The organism is Streptomyces sp. NPDC007971 (assembly GCF_042958635.1).
Lineage (GTDB): Bacteria > Actinomycetota > Actinomycetes > Streptomycetales > Streptomycetaceae > Streptomyces.
In genome coordinates this window covers 183,875-208,976 of sequence record NZ_JBIBJK010000003.1, presented here as the reverse complement: position 1 = coordinate 208,976, position 25,102 = coordinate 183,875, and the positions used below count along the sequence as shown (strand labels likewise).

Below are 25,102 nucleotides of genomic sequence, written 5' to 3'. Positions count from 1 at the left end.
GCCGTACGCCGTGGCGGGCAGGCGGCGGTCCGGAGAGTCGCCGCCGGTGCGGGGACGAGACGTCCGCGCCGTGCGGCAGGTGCTCAGTCGGCCGGCCACGCTCCGCCGAGCTGGCTGAGCCGGGCGGCCGCCGTGATGGTGGCGTAGATGTAGTGCTGGGGAGCCTCCGGCATGACGTCCATGGGCTTGAGGAGCAGGACCGCGCCCCAGATCGCGCCGTCCCAGATGACGGGGGCGGCGACGGAGTTCCACTTCGCCATGCACTCCTGGTAGCCCAGGGCGTATCCCTGGTCGCGGACGTCGGCGAGGGAGGCGAGCAGTTCGTCGGCCTCCCGGATGACACCGGGACCGGCTTCCTCCGGGACCGGGTCGGCGGCCACCCGCTGCTGGATCTGTTCGGGCAGGTAGGCGAGGATCGTCCGCCCCGAGGCGCCGGTGCGCAACGACCGCGTGACGGAGAGGACGTCGCGCGGTGTCATGCCGAGCTCGACGAGGTCGGAATCCCCCACCGCCATGTCCAGGCACTGACGGCCCGCTATGCCGAAGGGGGCTCTCATGTACAGGAAGACCAGGCCGTTGTCGGTCGCACTGCGCAGGCCCTGCAGGACGTGCGCGGCCTCGCCGCCGGAGAGGTTGTCGTCGGCGAGTGCGTGGAGCCCCAGGTCTGCGACCGTACTGCCGAGCTGGTAGAGGCCGCGGTCGATGCGCACGAAGGTGCTGTTGTAGGTCCCGGCGGTGAGCATGCGGCCGGTGGTGGAGTCGTCGAGATCGGCGGTCTTGGCGATCTCGGACAGCCGGTGGGCACCGGGGCCCAGAGTGATGAACGCCTGTTGCACCCGCATGAAGCGGTCGGCGTAGCTGGTCCCGGTTCCACGCTGTCCACTCATCGGCCATACCCCCTTCGTCGCGACCGCGCCCCCATATGGAGCGCGGCGGTACGCGGTGCTGGCACCACCGCGTACGGTATGGCACAAGATTATTACGCAGTGGTATCGAGGCTGAACTTGCCCATGCTGCTACGGCTGTTGAGTGCATGGTGCACCTTGGCGGCGTCGGCCAGCGGATGGGTTCCGCCGGTGACGATCCTGAGCGTGCCGTTGCCGACGGAGTCGAAGAGCTGCCGCATGGACGCCGCCAGCGGGAGCGTCCGGTCGGCGTACAGGTGCGGGAGCCAGAATCCGGCGACGGTGATGGACTTCTGCAGCAGCGTGTGCACGGGGACGTCGGCGAGCCGGCCGCCGGCGAAGCCGTATACGACGAGCCTGCCGCGCGGGCCGACCGCGTCGAGGGTCTGCTGCAGCGTCCTGCCGCCGGTCATCTCCAGCGCGGCGTGAACGGGCCCTCCCGCCGCGTCGAGGATCCGCTCCGTCAGTCCCTCCTCGTCGGAGGAGTCGACGGCCGCCGTCGCCCCGAGCTCCAGGGCCAGCCGGCGCTTCTCGTCCGTGCCGGCGAGAGCGATGACCCGGGCGCCGGCCCGGCAGGCCAACTGCACGGCCAGCGAGCCGACGCCGCCTGCCGCGGCGGGGATGACGACGGTCTGCCCCTTGGTGATGTGCGCGACCGTGAAGAGGAGGTGGTAGGCGCTGTTCCCCTGCAGAGCCAGCGGCACCGCCTGCTCGTCGGTGATCTCGTCCGGGATCTCCCATTGCAGCCTGCGGTGCACCGCCGCCTTCTGCGCGTAGCCGCCGCCCCGGGTGAGCGCCACCACGCGCCTGCCCTCCGGGGTGGTGCCCACGACCTCGTTCCCGGGGATGTACGGCAGTTCGACCGGAGCAAGGTAGGTATTTCCACGAACGTGGACATCTGCGTAGTTGACACCCGCCAGCCGCACGTCCAGCAGAATTTGCCCGCGCCCCGGCTCAGGCTCGGGAGCGTCCTCCAGCCGCAATACCTCGGGGCCGCCGAATTCCCTCATGACAATGGCGCGCACAGTGCTCCTATCAACGCGGGCCAGATGTGTACGACGACAGGCTAGGGCATCCGTATCACGGCCCCGACCTGGGCCTCTTGCTTCATACATCTTTCTCACGAGGTGAGAAATGACCGCTCATTTCTCATCCGACGAGAAGGTTCAACATCGAACTTCTCGGGAGATGAGAATTGAAATCCGCGGGTTGCATTTGCCCTTTCGGAGAGACATAGTGATGCCGCCTCGCTCTGCCAGGCGGTTCCCCCGCAGCCGAGACCACCACGGGGCGGCCGTCAGCACGGGAGGAGAGGGAACGACTCATCGACCCGGGCCGGAACTCCGGCAAGGACTTGGGGGAACCCGGCTTCAGGGTCGGAACGTGAGCGCTCCAGGAGGCGTACGGGGACAGGTGGAGGACACCGAATGAACGACCAAGTGCCGCAGTGGGCGGCGGCGAACCGAGTCCCCCAGGGGACTGCCCGGCTCTTCCATGTCCCGCAAGGGCGGAGCGCTCACCGTGTGACGGCCGTCCAGCGCCTCGCACCGAGATCCGGCACCGTCTGCCGGACCGCTGCCCAAGACGGCTCCTGAGCCGGGTCCGCGACACCACACCACTGTCGGCCGACCGCAGTGCCGTCACACGGCGGCTGCGCTTGTCACGGCTTCGCCGAAGCGCCTGAGCCGGGGGCGCCCCGGCACCACCCCGAACGGATTCGCTCACGACACCTCCGAGCACGACCGCCGGTGCACGCCGGACGGCGTGGTTCGGCCCCTCATCTACCGGGAGTGCCCATGCCTGCAACTCCGCCCGCCACAGGAACGCCTTCCGGCCCGACCGCATCCGGAGGCGACCGGCAGGGAAACGCGCGCATCTGGTCCTCGTAGCCGGCCCACGCCCGGCTGTACCGCCACCCATCGCCCTGACACATCGTTCGTCCTGGAGCCCGTTGCCATGGCCATCACCACCACCGCACCCGTCCTAGCCCCCCGGTCCCAAGTCGCCGCCGGGACCGTGGCGATCGTCGCTCCTTGCGGCGGCTTCGCCCACGCGGATGCCTTCGCCCGGCAGGGATGGCGGACCGTGGCGGTCCGGCCGGACGCCGGGCACCGGCCGTCGGCACTGGCAGCGGCGCCCGGACCGGGCCGCTGCACGGACTCGGTGGAGCATCGCGGATCCCTGCGGCAGACGGTCAAGGCGCTGCGCGGGCTGGGGGTGTCGGACGTCGTCGCCGGGAGCGCTGCGGGCGTCGAGCTGGCGGAGCGGATCGCCTGGCAGCTGGGTCTGCCGCAGGGGGATCCCGAGACGTCGCGACTGCGCTACGACCGCGGCGCACAGGCGGCCGCGCTGGCGCGAGCCGGCATCGATGCGCCGCGCGGCATCCGCAGCGCGCATCTGGCCGAGGTGCTGGCCTGGGCCGGGTCCTGCCCGCTGCCCGGCTACGTGCTGGCCCCGGCTGCGGCCGGCACCCCCGTCGATCCGGTGGCCTGCGACGGGGCGAACCGGATCGACACCGCCTGGCCCGTCATGAGGCGAGCGCTCGCCCGGTACGCGCACGACGCGCACCTCGTCCTCACCGAGCGACTGCCCGCCCGGCAGTTCGTCGTCAACAGTGTCAGCCGGCCCGGCGCGGACGGGCGGCCGGACCATGTCGTCACCGACGTGTGGGCCGAGAGACGCTCCGGCGACGGATCCCTGGACCGCACGGACCTGTTGCACCGTCACGAACCGCTGGCGCGCGTCCTGTCGGCGTACATGATGCGTGTGCTCGACGTCCTGGGCGTGATGCGCGGTCCGGTCACCGCGCGCGTCGCCCACGACGAGGACCGGGGCCCGCTCCTGGTCTCGGCGCTGGCGGTGCCCGGGATCTCACCGGCCGACGAGGCGCTGCGCAGGGCAACCGGCTACGACCGCGTGACGGACGTACTGGACACCTGGATCCCGCCGGTGCCCGCTCCGCCCGCTCCCGGCCAGGCCGCTCACCGCATCGTCCGGGTACACCTGCACCGGGGCAGTGGCGAGGATGCCGCGCCGGGCGCGGGCCGCATCCTGCGGCGGCTGCCGACCGTGGTCGCGGTCGGCCCGGACCTGCCGGGGTACGCCCCGGTCATGTCGGCGGCCCGGTCCGTCGAGGTCGTCCTCAGCAGCGCCGACCCGGAGGCCGTCGAGGCTGACTACCGCATCGTCCGGGCCCTGGAGTGCGAGGGCGTCCCGGGCGCAGTACGCCCCTGAGCACGGGCGGCGCGCTCCCGGCCCGGAGCGGGCTCTACGACGAACGCGGAGAACTTAACGCCAAGAGGTGCACGTTACAGTGGGTGCATAGTTGGAGAACCGTCCCCGCGGCGGCGCACCGGCGGCCGCAGCGCGCTGGTGCTGGCGTCCGTCCGGAAGGCCGTCGAGGAGCTGATCTCCGAGCGGGGCAGCGAGGCCGTCACCATCCCCATGGTCGCGGAGCGCGCCGGAGTCAATCACTCGAGCATCTACCGACGATGGGGCGACGCCCGGACCATGATCAATGATCTGGCGACCTACCGGCTCGACCCGGACCGCGGGCTTCCCGACACGGGAGACCTGCGCACCGATCTGACCGCCTGGGCACAGGAGATGATCAACCACTACAGCGTCCCGGTGAACGCCGCCCTGCTGCGCGGCGGAGCTGCCTCGGCGGGCGAGAGCGAGTCGGACTGTCTGCGCGACCGGCGGGCGGAGGCGGCCCGCTTCGCCGCGCGGCCCGACAGCGCCTTCAGCGGCGACGACGTCATCGACCGGGTGGTGGCCCCCATCATCTACCGGGCCGTCTTCCTGCCCTGGACGCTGCCCGAGGTGGAGGCGCGGGCCTACGTCGACGACCTCTGCGACCGATCCGGCTGATCGGCCGTCCTCCACGGTGCTCATCGACGGCCGCCTTCTGTACGCGGTCGACGAAACAGGCTCCGCCGCCGAACGGGGGCCACGTGGCTGCACCGGGGTTCCACGGCTGCCACGGCCCCGGGTCGCGCCGCGTCCCCCGTGCTCCCCCGCAGCCACTCATCGGAGGTCCGGCCCGGCCGGCGGGACGATCTCCCTCTTGAGGATCTTGCCCGTGGGTCCCTTCGGCAGGGCGTCCGCGATCCAGACCTTCCGGGGGTACTTGTAGGCGGCGACCTGTCGTTTGACGTACTCGCGCAGTTCCCCGGCCGTGGTGCGGGCGCCCGGGGTGAGGACGACCGCCGCACCGATCTCCTCGCCGAGGTCGGGGTCGGGAAGGCCGACGACGGCGGCGTCGGCGACGTCGGGGTGCTCGTAGAGCACGTCCTCGACCTCGCGCGGGTACACGTTGTACCCGCCGCGGATGATCACGTCCTTCGTCCGTCCGACGATCCAGAAGTATCCGTCCTGGTCGACCCGTCCGAGGTCGCCGGTGTGGAACCAACCGTCCTGGATCGCGGCGGCGGTGTCCTCGGGACGCTGCCAGTACCGCTTCATCACGTTGTGCCCGCGGATCGCGATCTCACCGGTCTCCCCGCGCGGCACCTCCTTGCGGTCCCCGTCGACCACCCGCATCTCCACGCCCTCGATCGGCATGCCGACCGAACCGGGCCTGGGGCCCGCCTGCAGGGTGTTGAACGAGGCGACGGGCGAGGTCTCGGACAGCCCGTACCCCTCCAGTACGACGCAGTCGAACGCGGCCTGGAAATCGTGCAGCACCTGGGCCGGAATCGCCGCGCCGCCGGCGAAGGCCACGCGCAGCCGGGAGACGTCGTAGGAGTCCCGGTCGGACTGCTGCAACAGTCTGCTGTACACCGTCGGCACCCCGGCGAAGACGGTCACCCCGTGCTCATCGAGGATTCCCAGGGCCTTTCCGGCGTCGAAGCGCGGCAGCAGCGTCAGGCACGCGCCGGAGGCGACGGCCGCGTTGAGGGTGCAGGTCTGCCCGAAGGCGTGGAACAGGGGCAGTCCACCGAAAATCACGTTCTCGGCCGTGAGTTGGAACAGCTCGTCGACCACGCTGTGGCAATTGCGGGTGAGGTTGGCGTGGGTCAGTTCGGCTCCCTTCGGCTGACCGGTCGTCCCCGAGGTGTAAAGAATGACCGCGGTGTCGTCCTCGCGCCGGTCGGCCAGGTCCGCCAGAACCGGGGCGGATTCCAGCAGTTCCTCGAATGCGCCGGGTTCGACGACGACCGCGTCCGCCTCCGTCTGTTGCGCACCCGACCGGGCCTCGCCGGCGAAGTCATGCCAGGCGAACAGCAGCCGGGCGCCCGAGTTGCCGAGGTAATAGACGATCTCACGGGACTTGAGCAGGGGATTCATCGGGACGACGATGCCTCCGGCCCGGAGTACGCCGAAGTAGACGAACGCGAACTCCGGCACGTTCGGCACCATGATCGCAACCCGGTCCCCGGGCTGCACGCCACGGTCACGGAGCATTCCCGCCATCCGGGCGCTGACCTCGTCGAGCATACGAAAGGACACAACGGCGTCCCCGAGACGAAGCGCGGTGCGATCCGGATGCGTCCGGGCGCTGCTCACCACATGGGATGCGAGATTCATGCCGGTTCCTTTCCGCCGCGCCCCGGGCAGATCCAGCTCGGCCCGGACGGCTTCGGCGACTGTCGTCCCTCTCTCGTGCGACCGGGTTGAGGCCGGTTCCGCCCTCTTCGAAGAAAAGGATGAATCACGGTCCGCGCTGTAGCATCGGATCATGGCTGCGGAACATCCCGAGGCCGCAAAAATGCTGTCCGTGGTCGCGGAAAACGTAGGGTCTCACCTCCCGGAGGTCAGCCGCGACATCTCGGAGTACGTCATTTCCGAAATCCCGGAGCTGCGCGGGGACCCAACCGTCGTTAAAATTCTCCATGCCAGCATCGCGGAAAATGTCGCCACGTTGCTGCATGTTTTCGAGAACGACATACCCCTGGACCGGATCGAGGGACCCGCTGCGGCCCTCGAATACGCCAGGAGGCTGGCTCAGCGCGGTGTCCGCCTCCATTCGATGGTCCGGGCCTACAGGATCGGGCACTGGCGCTTTCTGCAGTGGTGTCTGGACGAGCTCCACCGGCAGGGCGCCGACGGCTGCGAACTCTCCACCGCGGCCAACCAGCGCATGCTGCAGGTGAGTTTCGGCTACATCGACCGGGTGACCGAACACGTCATCGCGGTCTACCAGAAGGAACGCGATCACTGGCTGCTCAGCCAGACCGCGGCCCGCGCCGCACGGGTGCGGGACATCCTCGCCGAGAACGACGTCGACCTCGACTCGGCAGAACCGGCTCTCGGATACCGGCTCAGGCAGTATCACCTCGGACTGGTGGCCTGGCTGCCCGCGCTGAGCCATGGGGGTGAGGGGCTTGCCCGGCTGCACCGGATCACCGAGGAGATCGCCTCGAAGCTGCCCTGCTCGGGCAGGCCGCTGTTCGTCCCCCGGGACGCCATCCTGTCCTGGGCCTGGCTGCCGCTCGGCTCCCTCGACGACGTCGCCGGCGAGGAACTGTCGAACGTGCTCGAACGCAGCGACCCTTCCATACGCATGTGCGCCGGAAGCGTGGGGTTCGGCATCGACGGGTTCCGCACCACGCACCGGCAGGCACTGCGCACCCAGGAACTCGCGGAAGCCGCCAGTCCGGCACCCCGGTTCACCGACTTCTCCGCTGTCGCGCCCATCGCCCTGATGGCCGGAAACATCGGGGACATGCGCGCCTGGGTGTGGGGCGTCCTGGGCCCGCTGGCGGTCGACGACGAGAACAGCGCCAGGCTCCGGGAGACGGCGCAGATCTTCCTGGACAACGGAGGCAGCTACACGGCGACCGCCAGCGCTCAGATCCTCCACAAGAACACCGTGCAGTACCGCATCCGGAAAGCCGAGGAGATCATGGGGCACCCGGTCCAGAAGGGGCACACCGATCTGGAAGTCGCCCTGCGCGCGGTTCGGTACCTCGGCTCGACGCTCCTGCGCGCGAGCCCCGAATGACCTGCTCGGTGATGCCGTCACTGACCTGTCCAGCCGCTCGTTCGGGCCCGTTTACTACAACATGGCCTTCTGGGGTTGTGTGGGGACCACGATGACCGTGGTGGTGCCGGCGGTCAGGGCCGCCTTGAACTCCCGCTCCAGGTCCTCGGTCGTCTTCACATCCACCGCGAGGCATCCGAAGCCGCGGGCCACCGTGGCGATGTCCAGCCCGGGCAGGTCGAGTCCCGGAACGCCCGGGGTCTCTTCCAGCACCGCGAACGACTTGAGGATCGAGTACTCCTGGTTGCGCATGACCACGTACACGATCGGCAGGCCGTGCTGCGCCGCCGTCCAGACGGCCTGCACGGAGTACTGGAAGGAACCGTCGCCGATCAGGCCGACCACCGGCCGCTGCACGCCCCGCTCCCGGTCGCCGAGCGCGACGCCCACCGCGGCCGGGGTGCCCCAGCCGATCCCCCCGCTCGCCGTGGCGAAGAACGAACCGGAGCGGACGGTGGGAAGCCACTCCACCTGCTGTGCCATCGTGGACGTCGACTCGTTCACGATGACCGCGTCCGGCGGCCGGACCCTGCTCAGGGCGGCGTACACCTCGGGCGGGGTGAGCGGGCTGCTGGGGACCTGCGGCAGTGCGCGCGGCCGTTGCATCGGCTCCGGCGCGCTGCGCGCCGAGCCCTCCGCGACCGTCTCCACGAGCAGTTCGATCGCCAGCCCCGGATCGCCCAGAAGGCTGTCGCCGACCCGCGCCGTGGCCGCAACCCCCGGATCACCGGTGATCTGGAGCAGCTCCGTGCCCGCGGGCAGGTAGTCACCCGGTACGTAGGGGTAGTACCGGAACACCTCCGCACCGATCACCACGACCAGATCGTGCCCCGCGAGCCGGTCGCCGACGGTCTTGACCGACATGCCCAGCGGCCCGGCGAACAAGGGGTGGTCCTCGGGGAAGGAGGTACGGTCCGCCAGCGGGGGGCCGTAGACCGCGGCGTGCAGCTTCTGTGCCAGTGCGACGGCCGCGTCCCAGCCGCCGGCACGGTCGACCTCCGGCCCGAAGACCAGCGCGGGACGGCGGCTCGCGGAGATGCGGTCGGCGAAGGCGCGCAGCCGGCGGGCGTCGGGGGCGACGCGGTCGCTCACCGTCCGTACCCGGGTGAAACCGGACAGCGGTCGCTTCCAGTCGTCCATCGGAATCGACAGGTAGACCGGCCCGGCCGGCGGCTGCACCGCCTGGGCGTAGGCCCGCATGAACGCCTCGGGCACGTCTTCGGCGCGGGCGGGCTCGTAGGACCACTTCACCCACGGCCTGGGCAGCATGGTGGCGTCACGGTTGCCGAGATAGGGCTCCCCGATCACCAGTTCCCGGTGCTGCTGCCCCGAGGTGACGATCAGAGGCGTGTTTCCGTGCCAGGCGGCCACCAGGTTGCCCACCGCGTTGCCCATGCCCGCCGAGGAGTGCACGTTCACCAGTGCCGGACGGCCGGTCACCTGCGCGAAGGCGTCGGCCATCGCGATGACCGACGCCTCCTGCAGTGCCAACACGTAGGTGAAGTCGTCGGGGAAGTCCTGGAGGAAGGGCTGCTCGGTGGAGCCGGGGTTGCCGAAGACCGTGGTGAGTTTCAGGGTCCGCAGCAGGTCGTAGGTCACGCTGTGGACGGTGGACTGCTCGTTCATCGTGGGCGCCCTTCCTTGCGGTGCGGTGGTGGCTGTGCCGACGGGGCCGTGGTGGCTTGCCTGCGGGGCGGGCCCGGGTACAGGCCCGCGGTCATCTGGCGGGCGGGGCCGGTGTCAGCGGCCCTGCCAGTGCGGTGTGCGCCTTTCCGCGAAGGCGTGGGCGCCCTCCTGGGCGTCGTGGGACTCCAGGACCGGCGCGACGATCCGGTCCTGGTCGGCGAAGGCGTCCTGGTCGGAGAATGCCCGCCGCTCGTTGAGGACGCGCTTGACGGCTGCCACGGCCAGGGGCGCGTTGTGCGCGATGCTGGTGGCCAGTTCGAGGGCCCGCGGCAGGGCCTGGCCCGGTTCCGTGAGGTGGTTGACCAGGCCGAGTCGCTCGGCGCGCTCGGCGGGCAGGGGGTCGCCGGTGAGCAGCAGTTCCAGGGCGATGTTGCGCGGGATGCGTTCGGGCAGCCGGACCATACCCCCTTCGGGCGGCACGATCCCGTAGTGGACCTCGGTCTGTCCGAAGGTGGCGTTCCGCGCGGCCACGATCATGTCGCAGGCGAGCGCCATCTCGGTTCCGCCGCCCAGCGCATAGCCCTCGACGGCGGCGATCAGCGGGGTCCTGATCCGGGCCCGGGTGATCCCCGCGAAGCCCCGTCCTTCGACGATGGGCTTGTCCCCCGCCGCGAAGGCCTTGAGGTCCATGCCCGCGCTGAAGATGCCGCCGGCGCCGGTGAGGATGCCGACCATGAGGTCGTCGCGGGAGTCCAGGTGGTCGACGGCGGCCGCCAGGGCGCGGGCGGTGGCTCCGTCGATGGCGTTGCGGGCCTTCGGCCGGTCGATCGTGATCACGAAGATGCCGTCGTTGTCCTCGGTTCGCACCGTCGGTGTGTCCTTGGCCGTGGTCATGATGGTCGTTCCCTTCTGTGCGGCGCTGCCGGGATGGGGCCTCAGCCGATGGCTTCGGCCCTGCGCAGTTCCTCGATTCCGGCGGTGTCGAAGCCGAGGTCGTGCAGCACGGCCTCGGTGTGTTCGCCCAGATCGGGGGCCGGGCCGGGACGGACCTTCTGTTCCTGGTCCAGCCGTACGGGGCTGTCGATGGTCAGATGCGGGTCGTCGCCGCCGTCGTCGATCGGCACGAACACCCGGTTGGCGAGGAGCTGGGGGTCCTGGGCGCACTCTTCGAGCGTCTGGACGACTCCGTAGGTCAGGCCCGCGGCGTCGAGGACCTCGCGCCACTCGGCCAGGGACCGCTTGGCGAACGTCCTGTCCAGCAGGGCTGCGATCTCGGCGGCGTGGGCGCGGCGGCTCGGGGTGTCGGCGTAGCGCGGGTTCTCCGCCGCCTCGGGATGGCCGATGGCCCTCAGGAAGAGCGGGACCTGCTTGTCCTCGTTGACGAAGACGAGGACGATCCACCGGTCGTCGGCCGTGCGGTACATGCTCCCGAGCGCGTTGGGCGGGTCCGACCGGTCGACGGGCCGGGGGGACTTGGCCCCGACCAGGACGGCTTGCAGCCACATGCCCGCTGCCCAGGCGCCTTCGGCGAGCAGGGAGACCGTGACGCGTGCGCCCCGGCCGGTCCTCTCCCTGCGGTACAGCGCGGTCATGATGCCGGCGAACAGCGTGATCGCCGTGGAGTGGTCGCCCGATCCGAACACGTTCATGGCCGGCGGCACGTCCCTTTGGCGGGTGAGGTCCATCAGCCCGCTGCGCGCCCAGAACGCCGTCACGTCGAAGCCGGGCAGCTGCGCGTCCGGCCCCTCCTCGCCGAAGCCGGTGACATCGGCGTAGATCAGCCGGGGGTTGAGGGCGGCGAGAGCGTCGTAGTCCAGGCCCAGCTTGTCGCGGGTCCGCGGGGGGAAGTTGGTCACCAGGACGTCGGCCCACCGCACCAGACTCTCCAGCACGGGCCGTGCTCCGGGCGACTTGAGGTTGAGCGCGATGCTGCGCTTGTTGCGGTTGTCCAGCTGCCAGGGGTAGTTGACCCCTTCGACACGGGGGTTGGGAGGGATACGGCTGAGCGAACGATAGGCGTCGCCGACGCGCGGGGGTTCCACCTTGACGACGTCGGCGCCGAAGTCACCGAGGACGGTGGCCGCGGCGGGCCCGGCGATGAAGCTCGCGAGATCGACGACGTGCAGTCCCTCCAGGAGAGGCGTGTTGCTCATGGCTGTTCCTTGCCTTCGGCGGGGTCGCACGCGGCGCCCGTTGCTCGTCGGTGAGCAGGTTGTCCGGCAGGCAGGAACCGGAGCGCTCGGGTCCGTCCGGGACCGGCTGCTCCGCCCCGGTCGGAGTTCCGCCTGGGCGCGGGAAGGCACTGTTCAGGACGGCGTGACCCGGGATCGGCCGCAGTACGGTGTGCCGCCGTCATCTGCCGCTCCTTCCGGTCGGGGATCCGATGGGATCGGTACGACCGACGCTAGGAGCCGGCAGCGGTCCGGCCACTGGGCGCGGAACACCACATTGACGACTAATTTGGTGTTCATGGACCAATTCGCCCGACGGGTCCTCCCGACCGGGCCTGCGGATCGTCCCCGAGGACCCGACGAACACCCCGGACCGGCGGACGGCGACGCGTTCACACACGGGCCCTCGCACGCGGGCCCCCACACAGGGGGCCCTCACACACGGGCCCTCGCACACGGACCCTCTGTACCGCGACACCAAGGAAACGCTCGAATCCTGGGCGCGCAGCCCGATGTGCAGGCCTTGCCGACAGCCCAGGGTTGGCTCATGCACACCGCACAGCCCTCTGCACGCACCGACGTCCACCGGCGCTCACGGGTGGGCTGACGGCGAGCGAGGACGCGCCGGACAGGCGCGAGGGCGTTCGCCACGGAGCGTGCCCGGCCCGGCCACGGACGCCGGTCCCGCCGGCCGCCTCGCTCCCCCCACAGCCCGTGTCAATCGTTCAGGAGCAGTGACCAGCCATGAAAGCGCACAGGCCCGTCCAACGCGTGGCGATCGTCGGCACCGGCACCATCGGTGCGAGCTGGGCGACGCACTATCTCGTACGCGGCTTCGACGTCACGGCGACCGACCCCGCCCCCACCGCGGAGACGGCCCTGCGGTCCTACGTGGAGGCCGCTTGGGACGCGGCCGCCTCGATCGGGCTCGCGCCCGGAGCCTCGCGCGAGCGGCTGAGCTTCACCGCGGACATGCGCCAGGCCGTCGCGGACGCCGATCTCGTGCAGGAGAACGCGCCGGAGCGCCCGGAGCTCAAGGTCAAGCTGTTCGCCGAGATCGACGACGCCTCGCCGCCGGACGCGATCATCGCGTCGAGCTCGTCGGGCATCACGATGAGCACCATCCAGGCCGACTGCCGGCATCCGGAACGGACCGTCATCGGCCACCCCTTCAATCCCCCGCACATCGTCCCGCTGGTCGAGGTCGTCGGAGGGACGAGGACCGCTCCGGAGACGGTCCAGGACGTCATGTCGTTCTACGCTGCGATCGGCAAGAAGCCGATCCACCTCAAGAAGGAACTTCCCGGGCACGTCGCCAACCGCATCCAGGCCGCGCTGTACCGCGAGGTCGTGTACCTGGTCCAGGAGGGGGTGCTCGACGTCGCGGACTCCGACGACGCGGTGTCCTGGGGGCCGGGGCTCCGGTGGGGCGTCATGGGCCCCCATCTGCTGTGGCATCTGGGCGGAGGCGAGGGCGGCATCCAGCACTTCATGGACACGCTCATGCCGCGGATGGTGTCGTCCTGGCAGGACCTGGGCACCCCCGACTTCACCCCCGAGCTGCAGGAGACGATCGTGGCCGGAGTCCTGAAGGAGGCCGACAGCCACTCGGTCCACGAGCTGGCCGCGCGACGCGACGCGATGCTCTCCGCCTTGCTGGCCGTGCGCGCCCAGCACGACGCGTCCGCTCCGTCGAGCGCCCAGCGGGGTTCCGAGGCCGAGGAGGGACCATGACCGGGCGCCGGGAGAGACTGTTCGTGCTCGAGGCCAGCAGCGGCGGTCGCATGTTCTCCGTGAACCCCGACGGCTCCGACAAGGAGTTCGTCGTCACCGGGTGCAGGGTTCCCGACGGGATCGCCGTCGACGCTGCGGCCGGGCACGTCTACTGGACGAACATGGGCGTCCCGCCGGAGAACGACGGCTCGATCGAGCGCGTGGACCTGGACGGGGGCAACCGGACGACGATCGTCCCGAACGGCGGCACGCACACGCCGAAGCAGCTCCACCTGGAGGCCTCCGACCGGAAGCTGTACTGGGGTGACCGCGAGGGCATGCGGGTGATGCGCTGCGACCTCGACGGCTCGAACGTCGAGACCCTCGTACAGACGGGGCAGGGCGACGACGACCGCCGCGACGAGACCCGCTGGTGCGTGGGAGTCGCCGTCGACCCGGTCGGCGGACACCTCTACTGGACGCAGAAGGGCCCGAGCGACGCGGGACTCGGGAGGCTCCTGCGGGCGGGGATCGACCTGCCCGCCGGGCAGAGCCCGGCCGAACGCGGCGACATCGAGGTGCTGTTCGAGGGACTGCCGGAGCCGATCGACCTGGAGCTCGACCTCGGGGAGCGCACGCTGTACTGGACGGATCGCGGGGACCCGCCGCGGGGCAACAGCGTGAGCCGCTCGCCGATGCAGCTGCCGGACGGGCAGCAGACGCCCGAGATCCTCCTCACCCACCTGATGGAAGGCATCGGCATCGCCCTCGATCCGGAGGGCGGCCACATGTACGTGACCGATCTGGCCGGCAGCGTCTATGCGGCCGGCCTCGACGGATCGGACCGGAAGGAGATTCTCGCCGCGCAGGGCAATCTCACCGGCATCGCCCTGGCCGTGCTGCCCGCCTGAACGCGGGTCAGGCCCGGTGGGCCGCGGCGATCTGGCCGACCAGCACGGCGAACGGCATGTCGAGGGCGGCGTACAGGGCGCCGGCCTCGGGGACCGCGTTGTCGGCGAGGGCCTCGACCATGAGGGTGGCGTAGTCACTGACGACGACACCCGCCTGCTGCATGCGCAGGAGCCCCGCCTCACGCTTGGCCCGGCTGAAGGTGCCGGAGGCGTCCACGGCGACGTACGCGTCGTACCCTGCGGCCGTCGCGGAGATCGCGGGGAGTGCGGCGCACACTTCGAGCGACACCCCCGCGAAGACCAGCTTGCGCCTGCCGGTGGCCTCGATCGCCTCGCGGACCCGGTCGTCGTGCCAGGCGTTGACCGTGCTGCGGTCGATGATCTTCTGCCCCGCCGGCAGCGCCTCGACCAGTTCGGGAGTGGTCGGTCCCCACATGCTGTCGGCCGCGGTGGTGGTGGCGACCAGCGGGATCCCCAGCACGGTCGCGGCTCGCGCCAGGGCCACCACGTTGTGCTTCAGCTCGCCGACCGGGATGTCCCGGACGCCGGACAGCAGGCCGACCTGGTGGTCGACCAGCACCACGGCGGCGTTCTCCCGGGTGATCGATTCCAGGAACTTGCTGCGCTCGCTCATCTTGCCGCTCCTTCGGGGTTGAGCCGCACCCCCATCGGTCAACAAAATTGATAGTCAATTTCGGTGACTAATTTGACGCTATACCTCGCCCCACTGGAGCGCAAGCACCGGTCCGACAGGGCGCCCGGGACCACGACGACGACGCCCGCACCCCTCGGACCGGCGCATAAACTCGCTGGTGACCCCGCACAGCCGCGGACGACCACCGAGAGGGAGAGGCGTTGACCGGGCACGAGAGCGCACAACCGGACCTCGGCGTGCTCGCCGCCCGGATCCTCCTGTCGGTGCAGCGCGAACTGTTCACCGCGCTCGCCGAGCAGGGCTTCGACGACATCCAGCCCCGCACCGGCGCCGTCCTCGCGCACCTGCGGGCCGACGGCATCCGGGCCAGCGAACTCGCCCGCACCTCCGGACAGCACAAACAGGTCATCGGCACCCTCATCGACGACCTGGAACGCCTCGGGTACGTCGAGCGCAGACCCGACCCGGCGGACCGCCGCGCCAAACTGATCTGCCCCACCGAACGCGGTCTGCTCCAGATGGAGGCCGCAGCCGCGATCATGCGCGGGATCGAGGAGCGCCACGCGCAGGCACTGGGCCGGGAGGAGTACGCCTCCTTCAAGGCGGCCCTCCACAGCGTGGCCGAACTCCAACGCGAGGCCGGGCACGCAACCCCGGCTCCGGGACGCGACCAGGACGACTGAGCCACGCCCGGGGCTGGTTGGACCCCACGGCACGACGCCCCAACACCCTGGACGCCGCGTGAACCGGTGCCCACGCCGAACTGCGGCCCGAGCGACCCGACCGGCCGCAGGGGTGGCTACCAGGGGTGGACGAGGACGGTGCCGACCTTGCCGGGCCGTACGGCGTGTTCCACGGCCGCTGCCAGGTCGCCGAGACCGTAGCCGGCGGCTACGTCGAACTGGTCCTGGAACTCCGTCGCGATCAGCTTCGCCGCGGCGACGTCGGATGCCTGCCTCTCGGCGGAGGTGTCCGACATCCAGCGGCCGACGGACATGCCGCACAGGGTCAGCGACTTGTGCAGCAGCGTCGACGCGGGCAGCGAGATCGGCTCCGCGGCCATCTGCCCATAGCAGATGAGTTTTCCGCCCGGCGCCAGCAGGTCCAGAAGGCTCTCGGCGAGTTTCCCGCCGATCGGGTCGAGGGCGACGCTCACCGGACGGCCGTCGGCCGCGCTGCGCACGGCGTCGGCCCAGCCTGCATGCTCCGTCGCCGTCACCGGCACGTCCGGGAAGCGTTTTCGCAGTTCCGCGGCACCGCGTTCGCTGCGGACGACGTTGACGATCGAGATGTTGTGGGCCCGGCACACGGCGGTCAGCAGCCGTCCGACCGACGAGCCGGCGGCGGTCTGCAGCAGCACGCCGTCGTACCCGATGGAGGTGTGCGCCTCCGCCTCGCGGCGCAGCATCACGGCGGTGATCGGGTTCACCAGCATCTGCGCGGCGACCTCGTCCGGCACTTCCGCCGGTACGGCGACCACCACGCGGGCGGCCGCCATGATCCACTGGGACCAGGCGCCGGGGTGCGGGAAGACCGTCACCCGCGCGCCGGGTTCGACCCCCGGTGCCACCGGTGTGTCCGGGCCGATGGCCTCCACCACGCCGGTGGCCTCGACACCGGCCGGGACCGGTGGTCCGCTGGTCCCCGGATACGCCTGGACGGCCTGGAGATCACCAGGGTGCACGGGGAACGCGGTGGTGCGGACGAGTACTTGACCGGTCTGCGGCGCCGGCGGCTCCGGCTCCTCGATGACCGTCAGGACGTCGGCGGGCGCCCCGCCACGGGTGTGGACGACACGACGGCTCATGACGCTCCTCCTGGATGTGCTGGACGTGCGTGCCCGGCGGGACCGACGCCCGGGTCGTCAGCCGGCGTCCTGAAGCAGGAAGTGCCGGGCGCTGAGCGGGCCGTCGAGCTGCATCAGCCGCCCGCCCTCCCGCAGACCACCGAGGTCCAGTGCGGCGAACCCGAACCGGTCCAGCAAAGCGGCCACGGCCGCCTTCGCATCGGCGTCGTCGCCCGCGTAGAAGACCACCTGGCGGCCTTCCTCGTGCCGGGGGTCCGCGGCGATGAAGGCGGCGAACAGGGTGTTGAACGCCTTGACGATCCGCGCTCCGGGAAGGCGCTCGGCCACCCATTCGCTGCCCGTGAGGTCACCGACGTCGTACCGCCCGCGCCAGGGGTTGGCCGCGGCGAACTGATTCGTCGTGTCGACGACGATCTTCCCGGACCAGTCGGTGAGGCCGGTCAGGTCCGGTACGGCGAAGAACGGCACCGCGAGGAGGACGAGGTCCGGCTGCGCCGCCTCCTCGGCCGTCACCGCGTGGGCCTTCGGCCCCAGTTCCTCCACTACCGCCCTGAGTGTCTCCGGGCCCCGGCTGTTGCCGATGAGTACCTCATGTCCGTGACGGACGGCCTTGCCGGCGACGGCCCGGCCGACCTCTCCCGCGCCGAGGATGCCGATGGTGCTGTGTTCGGCCATGCTGCTCATCCTTAGATCGTGTGCAGGGGGCCGTGCCGACGCCCCGGCAGCGGCGGTGTGATCGGCTCCGGCCGCTTCCTGGGGCGCCGTCGGTCAGCACGTCCGACGACGGCGCGCCGGCCGTTGCGCTGGCGCCGTCGAGGCCGAGCAGCGCCGGATCGGAGGACGTCATGAGAAGGACACGTCGCTCAGCTCGATGCTCACCATGACGTGATCGTGGTCGGGGCTTTTGTCGGGCCCGCGCAGATACGCGCGACGTCTGGTCGGGAACTTGATGCCGTCCGCTTCCTCGATGTCAGTGACGTACTGGGCGGCCGCGAAGCCGCCGGCGATGTCCACGTGGTAGTCGTGCCGTCTGAGCAGGAGGTCGTCACCGAAGTAGAAGTCCTGGACCGTGCTGTGGCTTGCGATGCCGTCCGGGAAGGTGACCCGGAGACGGCGCCAGCGCTCGGTCGGCGATTCGGTCCATGGTTCCTTCTTCTCCACGGTCATGCTGCTCATGATCATGAAGATTGGGGTGGCCAGGTACGTCCACAGCGCGTAGCCGTTGAAGTAGGCGCGGTCCAGCGGGTCCCAGGGGGTGTCCAGGACATGCCGCGAGAACGACGTGTGCGGGTCGAGGCGCTCGGCCACGACCGTGCCGTCACTCCGCATGATCGCTACACGGTCGGGCGTGAAGTCGGTGTACTGATCCGGAGAGCCGAAGGGGCTCACCGACGCGCGTTCCTCATGCAGACTGAGTGTCATGCGGCGCGGCTGGAGGTCCTGCGGCAGGCCCTTGGCCGCGAAGAGTTCGCCGCCGCTGACGATGGTGGCCGTCGCGGTCGTCAGCTGCTCCCACCGCTTCACGCCGCCGTGGGCCTCCAGAACGTCCGAGAGCAGGCCGCTCATTCCTTCTCCTCAACCCGTTGGTACGAGAGCACCGTGCACGAGCAGCACGTTGGCGGACGAGGCGGCCGAGGCCATGTCCACCCTCCTCTCGTATCCCGCCGACGACCTCGGCTGCACGGGGAGGCACCGGGCCTGGTGCGGGCGGGCACCCCGCGCTCCAGGCATGCGGGACGCACCCTCGAACACGACAACGTTCCAATGAAACGCACGATCCCGCATCCCGTGCCGTCCACAGTCGGCGGACGACCTCACTGCGTGAGACTCGGACGCGGGTGACGGCATCCCCTCACCACCACGCACCAAACGGAACGGCTTACGCGGTTGAGCGACCGCGGCATCGACACCCTGGTGCTCACGGGGATCAGCACCAGCGGTGTGCTCTGTTTTCACGCTCATCGACGCCGCCGACCGCGACCACCGCTCTCCCACACTGCCCGATGGCGTCGCCGATCCCGATCCGGAGGTCTGCCGACTGCTGATCGACAAGGTGTTCCCGGCCCGGGCCCGCATCCTCGACACCGCCGGGCTGCACGAGCTTCTGCGGTCCGCCTCAGGTACCGAAAGCGGCGACACCGGCCGACGGCGCACCCAGCAACGCACCGCCGTCCGAAGATCAACGCGTACGCTCGCGCACATGGTTGAGCATCGCATGGCTGACGTGAACGGCGTTCGGCTGCACATCGCCGAACAGGGCGAGGGCCCCCTGGTGGTGCTGCTGCACGGCTTCCCCGAGTCGTGGCACTCCTGGCACCACCAGTTCGGCCCGCTGGCCGACGCGGGTTTCCGCGTGGTCGCCCCCGACCAGCGAGGATACGGACGCAGCGACCATCCCGACGGCGTCGACGCGTACACCCTCTTCCACCTGGTCGGCGACGTCGTCGGCCTGATCCGGGCCCTCGGCGAGGAGAAGGCGTACGTCGTCGGGCACGACTGGGGCGCGCCGGTCGCCTGGCACACCGCACTGCTGCGACCCGACATGGTGCTCGGGGTGGCCGGCCTGAGCGTGCCGCCGCCTTTCCGGGGGACGCAGCCTCCGCTGGCCGCCATGGACAAGATGTTCGGCGGCCGCTTCTACTGGAACTACTTCAATCGCCCGGGTGTCGCCGACGCCGAGTTCGCGAAGGACACACGCACCTCTCTGCGGAAGTTCTTCTACTGGGCTTCCGGCGACGCACCCGACGCCGGAGAAGGCAGGCAGCCCCTGGTCGACCCCGAGGTCGGCTGGCTCGGGTCCATGCCGGACCCCGAGGTACTGCCCGAGTGGTTCACCGAGGACGATCTCGACATGCTCACCGCGAGCTTCTCCAACGGCTTCACGGGAGCCCTCAACTGGTACCGCAACCTCGACCGCAACTGGGAACTGACCGCTCCCTGGCACGACGCCGTCATCACCCGGCCCGCCCTCTACATCTACGGCGACCGTGACCTCGTCCCCGCCTTCCCCGGGACACCCGAACTCATCGAGAAACTCCCCGCCCTGATGCCCAGCCTGTGGCGCAGGCCCCTCAAGCTGGAGGGCTGCGGGCACTGGACACAGCAGGAACGCCCGAACGAGGTGAACGCGGCCCTCATCGAATTCCTCAGGGCACATTGAGCAACTGCTCGGACGCGCCGGCCCGGCGGGGGACCCGTACGGCACCTCGGCCGTGCTGGCCCCCCGGCCGTCCTGGCCCCCCGGCCGTCCTGGCCCTCTCGGTCGTCGTCGCCCTCTCGGTCGTCGTCACCGGCTCGGTCGTCGTCGCCGTCTCGGCCACCCTGCCATGGCCGTCAGTGAGAGTCGGTCAGTGAGATTCGATGCGCCGGGCGTCGGTGGTGTTGCCGTTCAGGGTCGGGGAGCGTCCGGAGCCGGGTCCGCATCCGGAGCCGGAGCCGCGTCGGACGCCCGGGCCGGCAGGTAGCTCGCGAGGCCCCGCAGGATGATCTCCAGACCGATGTCGAACCTCTCGTCCGAGGAGCCGGTCACCATCAGCCCGGCCAGGGCGCGCAGGTGGGGAAAGTCCTGCGCGGGCAGGGACGCGAAGTAGTTCTGCATCTCGTCGGCCATCTCGGCCCAGTCGGGCTGGGCCAGGGAGGGACCGCCACCGCCGCGCTCCGTGGCCCGGTCCTGCCACATGCCCTCCTCCAGCACGAACCCGTCGATGTAGGTGGAGATGAGGTCGGGGGCCTCCGCGGCGATGCGGTCGGGCAGCCCGGCGGTACGGAACACGGCGAGCAACGACTCGACATGGGGCAGCAGTTCGGCGGTGAAGGGGACGTGGGCCATGGAGATCCTGGCCATGTCCCGGTGGGACCGCAGTCGCTGCCGTCCGGAGCGGGCGAACTCCCGCACCTGCTGCTGCCACCGCTCCGGATCGGGTGCGGGCACCCTGAAGCCGTCGAAGAGCCGTGTGTACATCAGCTCCAGGAGGTCGTCCTTGGAGCTGACATGGGCATAGAGGGCGGAGACCGTGACTCCCAGTTCAGCCGCCACCTGGCGCATCGACAGCCCGTCGAGCCCCTGACGGTCCAGCACGGTGAAGGCGGCTTCGACGACCCGTTCCCGTGACAGCGGGGCACGCGCGGGAGTGACGTGCGTGCGAGCGGGGCGCCCACGCTCCCAGGGGGAGGGCGGAGGGGTTGCGGGGGTGCCGGCGGCCGCGTCGCTCATGGGGACAGTCTAGGCGCCGGAAGAACAGTGTTCTCTTCGGGTGAGCGCCGTTCACATCCACAACGAACACGATATATCTTGTCCGGTGTCACCGATTGCGCTATATCTTAATGAACAGCGTTCTCCCGGTGAGCACTGTTCTGCTAGGGTGAACACCGTTCTTCAGGTCTGCTCCGTCGTCCGTCTCCCGGGCCGCACCAACCAGCCGGGCAGGCACACCCATCCGTCCCACCGCGCCCGCGGGAACTCCCCGCGGTGCGGCTCATGTGCGAGGAGTCCCCATGTCCACCACCGGTGTCGCGTCGGCCGAGGCGCCCACCGACTCGCCGGCGCCCTACAGATGGCGCTGGGCGGCGCTCTTCGTGATCCTCGCGGCCGAGGTGATGGACCTCCTCGATGCGGTCGTCACGAACATCGCCGGCCCCTCCATGCGGGCCGACCTCGGCGGCGGTGCCTCCACACTGCAGTGGCTCGCCGCCGCGTACACCCTGTCGATGGCCGTCGGGCTGGTCACCGGAGGACGGCTCGGGGACATTCACGGCCGCCGCAGGATGTTCCTGGTGGGCGCCGCCGGCTTCACCCTGGGTTCGCTGCTCTGCGCCGTGGCCGCGTCACCCGAGATGCTGATTGCCGCACGCGTCGTCCAGGGACTGTTCGGCGCGGTGATGCTGCCGCAGGGCCTCGGCATGATCAAGGAGATGTTCCCGCCGAAGGAGTCGCAGAAGGCCTTCGGCATGTTCGGCCCGATCATGGGACTGTCCGCGGTGTGCGGCCCGATCCTGGCGGGATGGCTCGTGGACGCCGACTACTTCGGCACCGGATGGCGGATGATCTTCCTGATCAATCTGCCGCTGGGTGCCGCGGCCATCCTCGGCGCCCTGCGCTTCCTGCCGAGGGGCCGGTCCGCCGACAAGCCGCGCCTGGACATCCCGGGCATGCTCCTGGTCTCCCTGGCCGCGCTGCTCATCATCTTCCCGCTGGTGCAGGGCCGTGAGTACGACTGGCCCGTGTGGACGTTCGGGATGATGGCCGCCTCGGTCGTCGTCTTCGCCGCCTTCGGCCGGTACGAGTCGCGCATCAACAAGGCCGGCCGCGACCCGCTGGTCGTCCCCAGCCTCTTCCGCAAGCGTGGATTCAGCGGCGGCATGGTCCTCGGCCTGGTCTTCTTCTCGACCATGCAGGGCTTCATGCTGGTCTTCAACCTCTACACCCAGATCGGCCTCGGCTACTCGCCTCTCAAGGCGGGACTCGTGATGGTGCCCTGGTCGGGCGGCATGATCGTCGGCTTCGGGATCGCCCAGGGTGTCGCACGGTTCGGACGCGCCGTGCTGCAGGCGGGCACGCTGGTCATGGCCGTCGGCGTGTTCGGCGTGTGGCTGACCCTCGACAGGGCCGGAGACGGCGTCGGTCCCTGGCAACTCGTGCCCTCCCTCCTCGTCACCGGCATCGGGATGGGCCTGCTCATGGCACCGTTCTTCGACATCGTGCTCGCCAGTGTCGAGCAGCACGAGACGGGCTCGGCGTCCGGCACGATGACCGCGATGCAGCAGCTCGGCGGCGCCTTCGGTGTGGCCATCCTCGGCACCGTGTTCTTCGGCCTGCTGGGCGGCGGGATCGCCGACGCCGTCGACCACCACTCGGACGGCCTGCGCAAGCAGCTGGCCGCCGCGCACGTGGCGCCCGCCGATCAACAGCGGGTCGTGGCCGACCTGCGCAGCTGCGCCTCGGACCGCGGTGTCGCCAAGGATCCTGCCGCAACCCCGGCGTCCTGCGCGCGCCTGGAGAAGGACACCCGGTCCGCCGTGACCTCCCCGCAGGCCGGCGCCCGGATACCCGCCGCGCTGACGTCCACCGCGTCGTCCGCCTTCAAGAGCGGGTTCGGCACCGTCATGCAGACGGTGCTCTGGATCGTCGACGGCATGCTCGTCCTGACCTTCCTGCTCGCGTTCCTCCTGCCGCGCCACGCACGCCCCGAGGGGTCGGGCGGGCACTGAGGCCCCGGCCGCACCACGACCGGCGAACGGGACGGCCGGGCACCCCTGAATCAGGGGCTGCCCGGCCGTCCCGTTGCCGCCGGCACCGAGCGCCGAGGTGGGTCGCACCGTTCCGAGGCCACCCGGAGCGCGGCCGCCTGCCGCCTGCCACCTGCCCGGCGGTCGGCCGTAGAGTTCCGAGCCGTGACCGACACCACCGGCCCCGACCGCGCCGACATCGCCCTCCTCCTCGATGACGTGACCGAATCGGCCGCGCGCCTCGCCGCCACCCTCGATGCACTGACCGACGTGAAGGCCCGTGAACCGTCGGCGCTACCCGGCTGGAGCCGCGGTCACGTCATCACCCACCTGGCCCGCAGCGCCGACGCCTACCGATGGCTGCTGACCCTGGCCCGCACCGGTACCGAGCCCGGACCGCGGGCCGACGCCGCCGCCCTGGAACGCGCGCTGCGCGACGGTGCCCGGCGGGACGCCGCCGCCCTTGTCACGGACCTGCGCCAGAGTCTGGACCGCATGCTCGACGCGGCAACAGCCATGCCCACCGGACGCTGGCCCACCCTTGTCAGTGCTCTCGCCGGATGGCGACACCCCGCGTGGTACACCCTCCACCGCGCCCGGCGCGAACTCGAAACACACCACGTCGACCTGAACCTCGGTCACACCACCACCGACTGGCCCGCCGACTATGTCGCCTGGGCACTCGACGAATCCGTAGCCGCCCTGACCGCACGCGGCTTCCCCCTCGCCCGCATCGAGGCCCCCGACCTCGCCCGCGCCTGGACCCTCGCCCCGACCGGACCGACCGCCACCGGCCCCGGCCACGTCCTCCTCGCCTGGCTCACCGGCCGCGCTCCGGCCACGCACCTCCTGTCGGACCGTCAGCTGCCGACCCCGCCGCCGTGGCCCCTCCCACCGGTGCCGGGCTGGACCTGAGCCTCGCCAACTGCGCAGCGGCTGTCGCTGACGGCGGGACCACTGCGGCTGCTCGACGGGGACTTCCCCGACCGGGCGGTCATGGCGGGCATCGCCGAGTACAACCTGAAAGAGGCGCCGCAGTGGGCGGCGGGTTCTTCACGGTCCCGCCGACCGGCCCCCGACCGCGATCGACCCTCATCCATGTGACGCCGTGGCCGCCTGTCCGCGCAACCAGCCTCCCCCACCCGCCGCGAGCGCGTCCGCCGACGGTCCGAGCACTCATCTGCCCGATTTCGGGCAGGATCATGGACGTTCTCTCGTCTGCTGCCTAGGGTGACTGATCATGATCACCCTGTCCGCGTCGGAGACGTTCACCCTGACAGCAGGGCTTCTCACGCTCACTCCCGGAAGGGGAACGGCCGCCGCACGAACCCCCTGCATCGCCCGAAGCGAAGGGACATCTGCATGAAGGAAATCTGCATGCACGCACTCCCCACCAGTACCGAGGCGGTGGTCTTCGACTGCGACGGCCTGCTGGTCGACACCGAAGCGTGCTGGACCGTTGCGGAGACAGCCATCTTCGCGGCGCACGGCCATCCCTTCGGGCCCGAGCAGAAGGCACTCGTCATCGGCCGCACCGTGGAGGCCGCTGGAGAAGCCATGGCCCAATACCTCGGTTTCCCCGGCTCCGGGCCCGAACTCGCCGCCGATCTCCTCGAAGGAGTCCGCAAGGAGATTTCCCGAGGCGCCGCAGCCCTCCCCGGGGCTGCAGAGCTGGTGCGCGCCTGCCGTGCGGCCGTGCCCATCGCCGTAGCCAGCAACAGCCCCCGGGAACTGCTGGACGCGGCACTGTGGTCGGCCGGCCTCGCCGACTGCTTCACCCACTCGTTCGCCGCTGACGAGGTACGGTCCCCCAAACCCGCGCCGGAGCTCTACCTCACGGCATGCGAAACACTCGGTGTGACCCCGGCGCGTTCCGTCGCCTTCGAGGACTCGGCCACAGGCATCGCCTCGGCCCGCGCTGCCGGGCTCTACGTCGCGGTCGTACCGTCCCTTCCGGGAGTCGCCCTCGACCACGACTGGCTGGGCATCAGCCTGGCCGAGCCCGAACTGCAGGAGTGGGCCAGGGAACTTGGGCATGGCACTTCCTGCACTGCCCCCACTGCATGCGCGACAGACTGATCAGCCCCGCTCCCCGAGGTGA

Annotated in this window: 21 protein-coding genes; 10 read left to right on the top strand and 11 right to left on the bottom strand. The window is 70.5% G+C overall.

What is annotated here, in order from left to right:
- Positions 1–83: 83 nt before the first annotated feature.
- Complete coding sequence (locus ACFZCP_RS07720) at positions 84–887, bottom strand: IclR family transcriptional regulator C-terminal domain-containing protein (protein ID WP_362683697.1); 804 nt, start codon at positions 885–887, stop codon at positions 84–86.
- A 92-nt stretch (positions 888–979) separates the two neighbouring features.
- Positions 980–1,930, bottom strand: a complete 951-nt coding sequence (locus ACFZCP_RS07715) for a zinc-binding dehydrogenase (protein WP_391425040.1) — start codon at positions 1,928–1,930, stop codon at positions 980–982.
- Positions 1,931–2,861: 931 nt separating this feature from the next.
- Between ACFZCP_RS07715 and ACFZCP_RS07710 the strand changes: the two genes are divergently transcribed.
- Positions 2,862–4,139: a hypothetical protein gene (locus ACFZCP_RS07710; protein ID WP_391425038.1), complete on the top strand. Its 1,278-nt coding sequence runs from the start codon at positions 2,862–2,864 to the stop codon at positions 4,137–4,139.
- A gap of 138 nt (positions 4,140–4,277) precedes the next feature.
- Positions 4,278–4,778, top strand: coding sequence for a TetR family transcriptional regulator (locus tag ACFZCP_RS07705; protein WP_391425036.1), 501 nt, complete (start codon positions 4,278–4,280; stop codon positions 4,776–4,778).
- A gap of 156 nt (positions 4,779–4,934) precedes the next feature.
- Here ACFZCP_RS07705 and ACFZCP_RS07700 read toward each other — a convergent pair whose 3' ends face one another.
- Positions 4,935–6,437, bottom strand: a complete 1,503-nt coding sequence (locus tag ACFZCP_RS07700) for a long-chain-fatty-acid--CoA ligase (RefSeq protein ID WP_391425035.1) — start codon at positions 6,435–6,437, stop codon at positions 4,935–4,937.
- Positions 6,438–6,588: 151 nt separating this feature from the next.
- On the opposite strand from ACFZCP_RS07700, the gene ACFZCP_RS07695 reads away from it, so the two are divergent.
- Entirely contained in the window at positions 6,589–7,854 is a 1,266-nt protein-coding gene (locus ACFZCP_RS07695) for a helix-turn-helix domain-containing protein (protein WP_391425033.1), read from the top strand.
- Positions 7,855–7,908: 54 nt separating this feature from the next.
- On the opposite strand, the gene mdlC is transcribed toward ACFZCP_RS07695, so the two are convergent.
- From mdlC to ACFZCP_RS07680, 3 genes are all read right to left on the bottom strand, one after another.
- Entirely contained in the window at positions 7,909–9,519 is a 1,611-nt protein-coding gene (gene mdlC / locus ACFZCP_RS07690) for a benzoylformate decarboxylase (protein WP_391425031.1), read from the bottom strand.
- Between the two features lie 114 nt (positions 9,520–9,633).
- The gene (locus ACFZCP_RS07685; RefSeq protein WP_391425030.1) at positions 9,634–10,413 is read right to left on the bottom strand and encodes a crotonase/enoyl-CoA hydratase family protein; all 780 of its coding nucleotides are present in this window, start codon (positions 10,411–10,413) and stop codon (positions 9,634–9,636) included.
- Between the two features lie 41 nt (positions 10,414–10,454).
- The gene (locus ACFZCP_RS07680) at positions 10,455–11,672 is read right to left on the bottom strand and encodes a CoA transferase (protein ID WP_391425028.1); all 1,218 of its coding nucleotides are present in this window, start codon (positions 11,670–11,672) and stop codon (positions 10,455–10,457) included.
- Between the two features lie 762 nt (positions 11,673–12,434).
- Here ACFZCP_RS07680 and ACFZCP_RS07675 point away from each other — a divergent pair.
- Positions 12,435–13,424 (top strand): 3-hydroxyacyl-CoA dehydrogenase NAD-binding domain-containing protein, encoded by a 990-nt coding sequence (locus tag ACFZCP_RS07675; RefSeq protein ID WP_391425026.1) that lies wholly within the window; start codon positions 12,435–12,437, stop codon positions 13,422–13,424.
- The gene (locus ACFZCP_RS07670) at positions 13,421–14,314 is read left to right on the top strand and encodes a 3-hydroxyacyl-CoA dehydrogenase (protein WP_391425024.1); all 894 of its coding nucleotides are present in this window, start codon (positions 13,421–13,423) and stop codon (positions 14,312–14,314) included. Before ACFZCP_RS07675 ends, ACFZCP_RS07670 begins: the two co-directional genes overlap by 4 nt.
- A 7-nt stretch (positions 14,315–14,321) precedes the next feature.
- Here ACFZCP_RS07670 and ACFZCP_RS07665 read toward each other — a convergent pair whose 3' ends face one another.
- Positions 14,322–14,948, bottom strand: a complete 627-nt coding sequence (locus ACFZCP_RS07665; RefSeq protein ID WP_391425022.1) for an isochorismatase family protein — start codon at positions 14,946–14,948, stop codon at positions 14,322–14,324.
- Between the two features lie 221 nt (positions 14,949–15,169).
- On the opposite strand from ACFZCP_RS07665, the gene ACFZCP_RS07660 reads away from it, so the two are divergent.
- Positions 15,170–15,652 (top strand): MarR family transcriptional regulator, encoded by a 483-nt coding sequence (locus ACFZCP_RS07660; RefSeq protein ID WP_391425020.1) that lies wholly within the window; start codon positions 15,170–15,172, stop codon positions 15,650–15,652.
- A 116-nt stretch (positions 15,653–15,768) separates the two neighbouring features.
- Here the strand turns inward: ACFZCP_RS07660 and ACFZCP_RS07655 are convergent, their stop codons facing one another.
- The 3 genes from ACFZCP_RS07655 to ACFZCP_RS07645 form a co-directional block, all read right to left on the bottom strand.
- Positions 15,769–16,776: a zinc-binding dehydrogenase gene (locus ACFZCP_RS07655; protein WP_391425019.1), complete on the bottom strand. Its 1,008-nt coding sequence runs from the start codon at positions 16,774–16,776 to the stop codon at positions 15,769–15,771.
- 57 nt (positions 16,777–16,833) lie between these two features.
- Positions 16,834–17,451, bottom strand: a complete 618-nt coding sequence (locus ACFZCP_RS07650) for an NAD(P)-binding domain-containing protein (RefSeq protein ID WP_391425018.1) — start codon at positions 17,449–17,451, stop codon at positions 16,834–16,836.
- A gap of 168 nt (positions 17,452–17,619) precedes the next feature.
- Positions 17,620–18,342, bottom strand: a complete 723-nt coding sequence (locus ACFZCP_RS07645) for a hypothetical protein (protein WP_391425016.1) — start codon at positions 18,340–18,342, stop codon at positions 17,620–17,622.
- A gap of 649 nt (positions 18,343–18,991) precedes the next feature.
- Between ACFZCP_RS07645 and ACFZCP_RS07640 the strand changes: the two genes are divergently transcribed.
- Positions 18,992–19,936 (top strand): alpha/beta fold hydrolase, encoded by a 945-nt coding sequence (locus ACFZCP_RS07640; RefSeq protein ID WP_391425493.1) that lies wholly within the window; start codon positions 18,992–18,994, stop codon positions 19,934–19,936.
- A 228-nt stretch (positions 19,937–20,164) separates the two neighbouring features.
- Here ACFZCP_RS07640 and ACFZCP_RS07635 read toward each other — a convergent pair whose 3' ends face one another.
- Positions 20,165–20,989, bottom strand: a complete 825-nt coding sequence (locus ACFZCP_RS07635; protein ID WP_391425014.1) for a TetR/AcrR family transcriptional regulator C-terminal domain-containing protein — start codon at positions 20,987–20,989, stop codon at positions 20,165–20,167.
- 281 nt (positions 20,990–21,270) lie between these two features.
- Between ACFZCP_RS07635 and ACFZCP_RS07630 the strand changes: the two genes are divergently transcribed.
- The 3 genes from ACFZCP_RS07630 (at position 21,271) to ACFZCP_RS07620 (ending at position 25,080) form a co-directional block, all read left to right on the top strand.
- Positions 21,271–22,983: an MFS transporter gene (locus ACFZCP_RS07630; protein ID WP_391425012.1), complete on the top strand. Its 1,713-nt coding sequence runs from the start codon at positions 21,271–21,273 to the stop codon at positions 22,981–22,983.
- Between the two features lie 183 nt (positions 22,984–23,166).
- Complete coding sequence (locus ACFZCP_RS07625) at positions 23,167–23,916, top strand: maleylpyruvate isomerase family mycothiol-dependent enzyme (protein ID WP_391425010.1); 750 nt, start codon at positions 23,167–23,169, stop codon at positions 23,914–23,916.
- Between the two features lie 462 nt (positions 23,917–24,378).
- Positions 24,379–25,080, top strand: coding sequence for an HAD-IA family hydrolase (locus tag ACFZCP_RS07620; protein WP_391425008.1), 702 nt, complete (start codon positions 24,379–24,381; stop codon positions 25,078–25,080).
- The last annotated feature ends 22 nt before the right edge of the window (positions 25,081–25,102 follow it).